At 71.5% G+C, this 6,406-nt stretch carries 6 protein-coding genes; 4 read left to right on the forward strand and 2 right to left on the reverse strand.

Annotated elements, in window-relative coordinates; genetic code table 11:
- Window positions 1–117 precede the first annotated feature (117 nt).
- The 3 genes from ACWDYJ_RS30105 to ACWDYJ_RS30115 are packed head-to-tail and all read left to right on the forward strand — an operon-like array spanning window position 118 to window position 3,544.
- On the forward strand, window positions 118–1,140 hold the full coding sequence (locus ACWDYJ_RS30105; protein ID WP_451568743.1) for a carbohydrate ABC transporter permease: 1,023 nt from the start codon (window positions 118–120) through the stop codon (window positions 1,138–1,140).
- A gap of 59 nt (window positions 1,141–1,199) precedes the next feature.
- Window positions 1,200–2,036, forward strand: a complete 837-nt coding sequence (locus ACWDYJ_RS30110) for a carbohydrate ABC transporter permease (RefSeq protein ID WP_451568750.1) — start codon at window positions 1,200–1,202, stop codon at window positions 2,034–2,036.
- Window positions 2,037–2,044: 8 nt separating this feature from the next.
- A complete protein-coding gene (locus tag ACWDYJ_RS30115) occupies window positions 2,045–3,544 on the forward strand; it encodes a glycoside hydrolase family 3 protein (protein ID WP_451568744.1) in 1,500 nt (499 codons plus the stop codon).
- A gap of 105 nt (window positions 3,545–3,649) precedes the next feature.
- On the opposite strand, the gene nagB is transcribed toward ACWDYJ_RS30115, so the two are convergent.
- Both nagB and ACWDYJ_RS30125 read right to left on the reverse strand, forming a co-directional pair.
- Entirely contained in the window at window positions 3,650–4,435 is a 786-nt protein-coding gene (gene nagB / locus ACWDYJ_RS30120) for a glucosamine-6-phosphate deaminase (protein WP_451568745.1), read from the reverse strand.
- 416 nt (window positions 4,436–4,851) lie between these two features.
- A complete protein-coding gene (locus ACWDYJ_RS30125) occupies window positions 4,852–5,613 on the reverse strand; it encodes an SDR family oxidoreductase (protein ID WP_451568746.1) in 762 nt (253 codons plus the stop codon).
- An 84-nt stretch (window positions 5,614–5,697) separates the two neighbouring features.
- Here ACWDYJ_RS30125 and ACWDYJ_RS30130 point away from each other — a divergent pair, with 84 nt between their 5' ends.
- Entirely contained in the window at window positions 5,698–6,291 is a 594-nt protein-coding gene (locus ACWDYJ_RS30130) for a TetR/AcrR family transcriptional regulator (protein ID WP_451568747.1), read from the forward strand.
- Window positions 6,292–6,406 lie beyond the last annotated feature (115 nt).

Consider the following 6,406-nt stretch of genomic DNA (forward strand, 5'->3'; position numbering starts at 1 on the left):
CGCAGTACCGCAGCACCCAGCAGTGTGAACGCACCGGGGGGTGTGCCAGGCGCCCGAGCGCCCGGCACGCCCCCGGTCGCGCATTTGACTCCACAGTCAACCGCGAGGAAGCCAGCCATGACCGTGCACTCCCAGGGAGCGACGACCAGCGCTCCACAGGACGCACCACCGAAGTCCGCCGGAAGGCCGCCGAAGGAGCCGGCCGGCACGGCCGCCCCCGGCCCCAAGTCCCCTCGCGGGGGACGCGCATCGCTCCCCTCGGGGTGGCTGCCCTACGTGCTGATCGGGCCCGCGGTGCTCAGCCTCGCGATCCTGCTGCTGTATCCGCTGATCAAGAACGTGATCCTGTCCTTCCAGGACATCAACAAGATCGAGTTCATCCAGCGGAAGTACCCCTTCGCGGGATTCGGCAACTACACCCAGGCGCTGACCGACCCGGACTTCTGGACCGTGGTCGTCCGAAGCTTCGCCTTCACCGCGGCCAACGTCGTGCTGATCATGGCGATCGGCAGCCTCATCGGCATCTTGCTCAACCGGCTCGGCAAGTGGATGCGCCTGGTCCTGTCGATGGCGCTGGTGATGGCCTGGGCCATGCCGATCGTCGCCTCCGTGAACGTCTTCCTGTGGCTGTTCGACGAGCAGTTCGGCGTCATGAACTGGGTGATGCGCACGCTCGGCTTCTCCGGCTACGACCAGCACAACTGGTTCGAGACCGGCTTCTCCACCCTGGTGATCGTCACGCTCCTGGTGGTCTGGGGCTCCATCCCCTTCGTCGCCCTCAACATGTACGCCGGACTGACCACCGTCAGCGCCGAGCTCTACGAGGCCGCGCGGATGGACGGCGCCAACGGCTGGCAGACGTTCTGGAAGGTCGTCTTCCCGAACCTCAAGCCCTTCTTCCTCATCACCACGTTCCTCGAGGTGATCTGGGTCTTCAAGGCCTTCACCCAGGTCTACGCGATGAACTTCGGCGGCCCCGACCGCGCCTCCGAGATCCTCCCGGTCTTCGCGTACGTCGAGGGCCAGAGCCAGTTCCACTACGGCCTCGCCGCCGCGATCTCCGTCCTGACGATCCTGATGCTCGTGATCGTCATGTCCTTCTACTTCCGCCTGATCCTGAAGCAGGAGGAGGAGCAGTGAGCACCACCACCGCCCCGAAGCCCGCGGCGTCCGCCCCGGCCGCGCAGCCGGCCCAGCAGCTGCGCAAGCGCCGCCCGGTCCGCCCCGGAACCGTCGCCAAGAACCTCGGCGCCCTGCTCCTGGCCGTCGTCTTCGTCTTCCCGGTCTACTGGATGTTCTCCTCGGCCCTCAAGCCGTCGAGCGAGATCCTCACCAAGGACCCGGTCTTCGTCTTCACCCCGACGACTCGCAACTTCGGCAAGGCCACCGGCGTCGACATGTTCTGGACGTACGTGCAGAACAGCATCCTGGTCACCGTCAGCGCCGTGCTGCTGGCCCTGCTCGTCGCCCTCGCCGCAGCCTTCGCCATCGCCCGTATGAGGTTCAAGGGCCGCAAGGGGCTCGTCCTCGGCGTGATGCTCGCGCAGATGGCCCCCTGGGAGGTCATGGTCATCGCGATGTACATGATCGCCCGTGACTCCGAGCTGCTGAACAGCCTCCCGCTGCTCACCGCGATCTACTTCGTGATGGTGCTGCCCTTCACCATCTGGACCCTGCGCGGTTTCATCGCCGCCGTCCCGGTGACGCTGGAGGAGGCCGCCCAGATCGACGGCTGCACCCGCGGCCAGGCCTTCCGCAAGGTGATCTTCCCCTTGCTGGCCCCCGGCCTGATGTCCACCTCGCTCTTCGGCTTCATCACCGCCTGGAACGAGTTCGCGATGGTCCTGATCCTGAACAAGGACAAGACCGCGCAGACCCTGCCGCTGTGGCTGACCCAGTTCAAGACCGCCTTCGGCAACGACTACGGCGCCACCATGGCCGCCTGTTCGCTGTTCGCGGTCCCGGTCCTGCTGATCTTCATCTTCCTGCAGCGCAAGGCCGTCGGCGGCATGACCGCCGGCGCCGTGAAGGGATAACGGCACCCATGACTGTCCTTGCGCACCGATCGACCGCGCCTGATGGAAAAGACGGCGTGACCCGCGACGCCCTCGCGGTCCTCCAGCCCGGCTTCGAGGGCACCGCCGCCCCCGCCTGGCTGCTCCGCCAGGTCGGCGAAGGCCTCACCGCCGTCGGCCTGTTCGGCCGCAACATCGCCTCGCCCGAGCAGCTCGCCGCCCTCACCGCGCAGCTGCGCGCCGAACGGGACGACGTACTGGTCGCCATCGACGAGGAGGGCGGCGACGTCACCCGCCTCGAAGTCCGCGGCGGCTCGTCCTTCCCCGGAAACCTGGCGCTCGGCGCCGTCGACGACACCGCGCTGACCCGCGACGTCGCCCGCGAGCTGGGCCGCCGGCTCGCCGAGTGCGGGGTCAACCTCAACTGGGCCCCCTCGGCGGACGTCAACTCCAACCCCGACAACCCGGTCATCGGCGTCCGCTCCTTCGGCGCCGACACCCACCTCACCGCCCGGCACACCGCCGCCTACGTCGAGGGCCTCCAGGCCGCCGGCGTCGCCGCGTGCACCAAGCACTTCCCGGGCCACGGCGACACCAACGTCGACTCGCACCACGCGCTGCCCCGCATCGACGCGGACCTCGACACCCTCCAGGCACGCGAGCTGATCCCGTTCAAGGCGGCCATCGAAGCCGGCACCAAGGCCGTGATGAGCGCGCACATCCTGGTGCCCGCCCTCGACCCGACCCGCCCGGCCACGCTCAGCCCGCAGATCCTGACCGGCCTGCTGCGCAAGGAGCTCGGCTACGAGGGCCTCATCGTCACCGACGGCATGGAGATGAACGCCATCGCCGGGACGTACGGCATCGAGCGCGGTTCGGTGCTGGCCATCGCGGCCGGCGCCGACGCGATCTGTGTCGGCGGCGGACTCGCCGACGAGGCCACCGTGCTGCGGCTGCGCGACGCGCTGGTCGCGGCCGTACGTGACGGCTCCCTGCCCGAGGAGCGGCTCGCCGACGCCGCCGCGCGGGTACGGGCACTGGCCCGGTGGACCCGCGAGGCCGGGCGGGAGGCGCGACCGGAGGGGAGCCGCGCGTCCGGCATCGGCCTGACGGCCGCCCGCCGCGCGGTGGTCGTGTCGGGCTCGTCGGCTCCCGTCCGCGCCCCGTACGTCGCCACGCTCGCGCCCGTCGCGAACATCGCCGTGGGTGACGAGACCCCGTGGGGGGTGGCCGCGGAGCTGGCCGAGCTGGTTCCGGGGACCCGGTCGGGCGTGTACCCGCGGGGTGCCGCCGCCGGGGACGTACTGGCGGCGGCGGGGGACCGTACGGTCGTCGCGGTGGTCCGCGACGCGCACCGGCACCCGTGGATGACCGAGGTCCTGGACGCGCTGGTCGCGGCCCGGCCGGACACGGTGGTGGTCGAGATGGGCCTCCCCCGGGCGGAGCCCCGCGGAGCCCTCCACATCGCGACGCACGGCGCGGCCCGGGTCTGCGGCCGCGCCGCGGCCGAGGTCATCGCGGGCGTGTAGCGCGCCCGCGGCGCCGCTGCCGGGGCTCCGCACCGGACCCCGCGCAGACGAAGGGGCCGGACTCCGCTGACGGAGTCCGGCCCCTTCGTGGTCCTACGGGTACCGCTACAGACCCTGCCAGGACGGCTTGTTGGCGTACGTGTGCCGGAAGTAGTCCGCCAGCTTCAGCTTCGAGGCGGCGGCCTCGTCCACGACGACGGTCGCGTGCCGGTGCAGTTGCAGCGCGGAGGCCGGGACCAGCGCGGAGAGCGGGCCCTCGACGGTCTGCGCGACGGCCTCGGCCTTGCCCTCGCCGGTGGCGAGCAGTATCAGGTGGCGGGCGTCGAGGATGGTGCCGATGCCCTGGGTGATGACGTGGTGCGGCACCTGGTCCAGGTCGTTGTCGAAGAAGCGCGCGTTGTCCACGCGGGTCCGCTCCGTCAGCGTCTTGATCCGGGTGCGGGAGGAGAGGGAGGAGCAGGGCTCGTTGAAGCCGATGTGGCCGTCCGTGCCGATGCCCAGCAGCTGGAGGTCCACGCCGCCGGCCTCGGCCAGGGCGCGGTCGTACGCGTCGCACGCGGCGACGATGTCATCGGCCGAGCCGTCCGGGCCCATGAAGGAGGCCTCGGACAGGCCGAGCGGCTCGACGACCTCGCGGAGCACGACGGCGCGGTAGGACTCGGGATGTCCGGCCGGCAGGCCGACGTACTCGTCGAGCTGGCAGATCCGGGCCTTGGAGGCGTCGACCTGGCCGGCCTTGACCTTGGCGGCGAGGGCCTCGTAGACGGGCAGCGGGGTAGAGCCGGTCGCCACGCCGAGTAGGGCGTCGGGCTTGCGGCGGACCAGGGCGGCCATGGCCTCCGCGATGAGCTCGCCGCCTGCCTTGGCGTCCGGGACGATGACAACTTCCACGCGGGGCCTGCCGATCTGAGAGAAGTGTGGGCATCTGTGGTATAGACCAATCTAGCAGAGCCCGGTGCCGTTCGGCGGGGTTCTCGTCCCCTCCATGGTGATCCGGGCAGCCCCGTCCGGCCTCCCGGGCCCGAGCGGCGCCGGGGCCCGGCCGGGGGGACACTGGGAGGCGCGTCGCAGCCCTCGTCCGCGGAGGTAACGCATGCCCGGCATGGAACGGCCCGGCAGCATGATGGCCGCAGAGATCGGCCACCAGCCCGAGGTCTGGCGGCGCCTCCTCGACGACGGCGCCGACCCCGTCGCGAAGACGGCCCGGGCCGTCGCCGCACGTCGGCCGCGGTTCGTGCCGCTGGCCGGGCGGGGCAGCTCCGACCACGCCGCGCTCTACGCCAGGGCCCGGGGGGCGTCGACGCGGCCTACAGCAGCGCCAGCTGGAGGCCGCCCGTGGCATCCAGGTGCTGGCCCGTCACCCAACGGGAGTCCGCCGAGGCCAGGAAGGCCACCACGTCCGCGACCTCCGACGCCGTGCCCACCCGGCCGAAGACGGACCGCGAGGCCGCGTGCGCCCGCGCGGCCGGGTCGGCCAGCCAGGCCGCGTTCAGCTCGGTCTCGGTGATGCCGGGGCCGACCGAGTTGACCGTGATCCCGCGCGGCGCGAGCGCGGCGGCCAGCGACACGGTCAGCGCGTTCACCGCGCCCTTGGCCATGATCGTGGCCAGGATGTCGGGCAGCGCGATGTGGGGCGTGCCGGTCACGTTCACGATCCGGCCGCCGTCCCGCAGCCGGTCCAGCCCGTACTTGATCACGAAGAACGGCGCCTGGGCGTTCAGCGCGTGGATCCGCCGGTAGGTCTCCTCGTCCGTCCCCTCGATGCCGGCGAAGGCCGCCGCTCCGGCGTTGTTCACCAGGATGTCGACGCCGTCCGTGTGCGCGGGATGCGCCTCGTACGCCGCCCAGAGCGCCTGCGCGTCCCCCGGAACCCCCAGCTCCGCGCCGACGGCGAAGGCCCGGCCCCCGGCGGCCTCGATCGCGGCGACGGTCTCCTTGGCGGCCGCCTCGCCGCGCCCGTAATGCACCGCGACGAGCGCTCCGTCCCGCGCCAGCCGCTCGGCGACGGCCCGTCCGATGCCCCGGCTGCCGCCCGTGATCAGTGCCGTCTTCCCCTTGAGCACGCCCATGACGCGCCCCCCTTCAGAATTTACTAGCGGTCGCTACAGAAGGGACCGTACCAGGTTTCCTAGCGACCGCTATAGAATGCGTGCATGGTGACCGGACAGCGCGGCAGGCCCCGTTCCTTCGACCGTGACGCCGCCCTGGACAAGGCCATGCTGGCGTTCTGGGAGCGCGGCTACGAGGCGACGTCCATCGCCGACCTGACCGCGGCTCTGGGCATCGGTGCCCCCAGCCTCTACGCGGCCTTCGGGGACAAGCGCAAGCTCTTCGACGAGGTCGTGGTGGTGTACGGCGGCCGGTACGGGGACTTCGCGAGCGTGGCGCTCGCCGAGGAGCCCACCGCCCGGGCGGCCGTCGGCCGGATCCTGCGCGAGGCGGCCGAGGTCTACACCGACCCGGCCCATCCGCCGGGCTGCATGGTGATCAGCGCGGCGACCAACACCACCTCGACCGAGGTGGCCGAGGCCCTGCGCGAACGCCGCAACGCCAACCTGGCGATGTTCGAGAGCCGGATCAGGGCGGACGTCGCCGCCGGCGTGCTGCCCGCCGACACGGACGCGCGGGCGCTGGCCCGTTATGCCGGTGCCGTGCTTCAGGGGATGTCCCAGCAGTCGCGCGACGGGGCGACCCGGGAGGAGCTGGAGGCGGTCGCGGAGCGGGCGCTGCTGGCCTGGCCGGCCTAGGGAGTGTCGTCAAAGTAGCTCCGGCCGCCCGAAGGGCGGGGCCGGTGGGGCCTGGTGCGTGCGATCGCAAGGCGGAGGAAGATCGGAATATCACACTTCTGAACAACAGTCACCT

Source organism: Streptomyces sp. NPDC003042, assembly GCF_053591315.1.

Coding starts and splice junctions, on each gene's coding strand:
- ACWDYJ_RS30105 (WP_451568743.1), top strand. CDS start 118: ATGACCGTGCACTCCCAGGGAGCGACGACCAGCGCTCCACAGGACGCA.
- ACWDYJ_RS30130 (WP_451568747.1), top strand. CDS start 5,698: ATGGTGACCGGACAGCGCGGCAGGCCCCGTTCCTTCGACCGTGACGCC.
- ACWDYJ_RS30115 (WP_451568744.1), top strand. CDS start 2,045: ATGACTGTCCTTGCGCACCGATCGACCGCGCCTGATGGAAAAGACGGC.
- ACWDYJ_RS30125 (WP_451568746.1), bottom strand. CDS start 5,613: ATGGGCGTGCTCAAGGGGAAGACGGCACTGATCACGGGCGGCAGCCGG.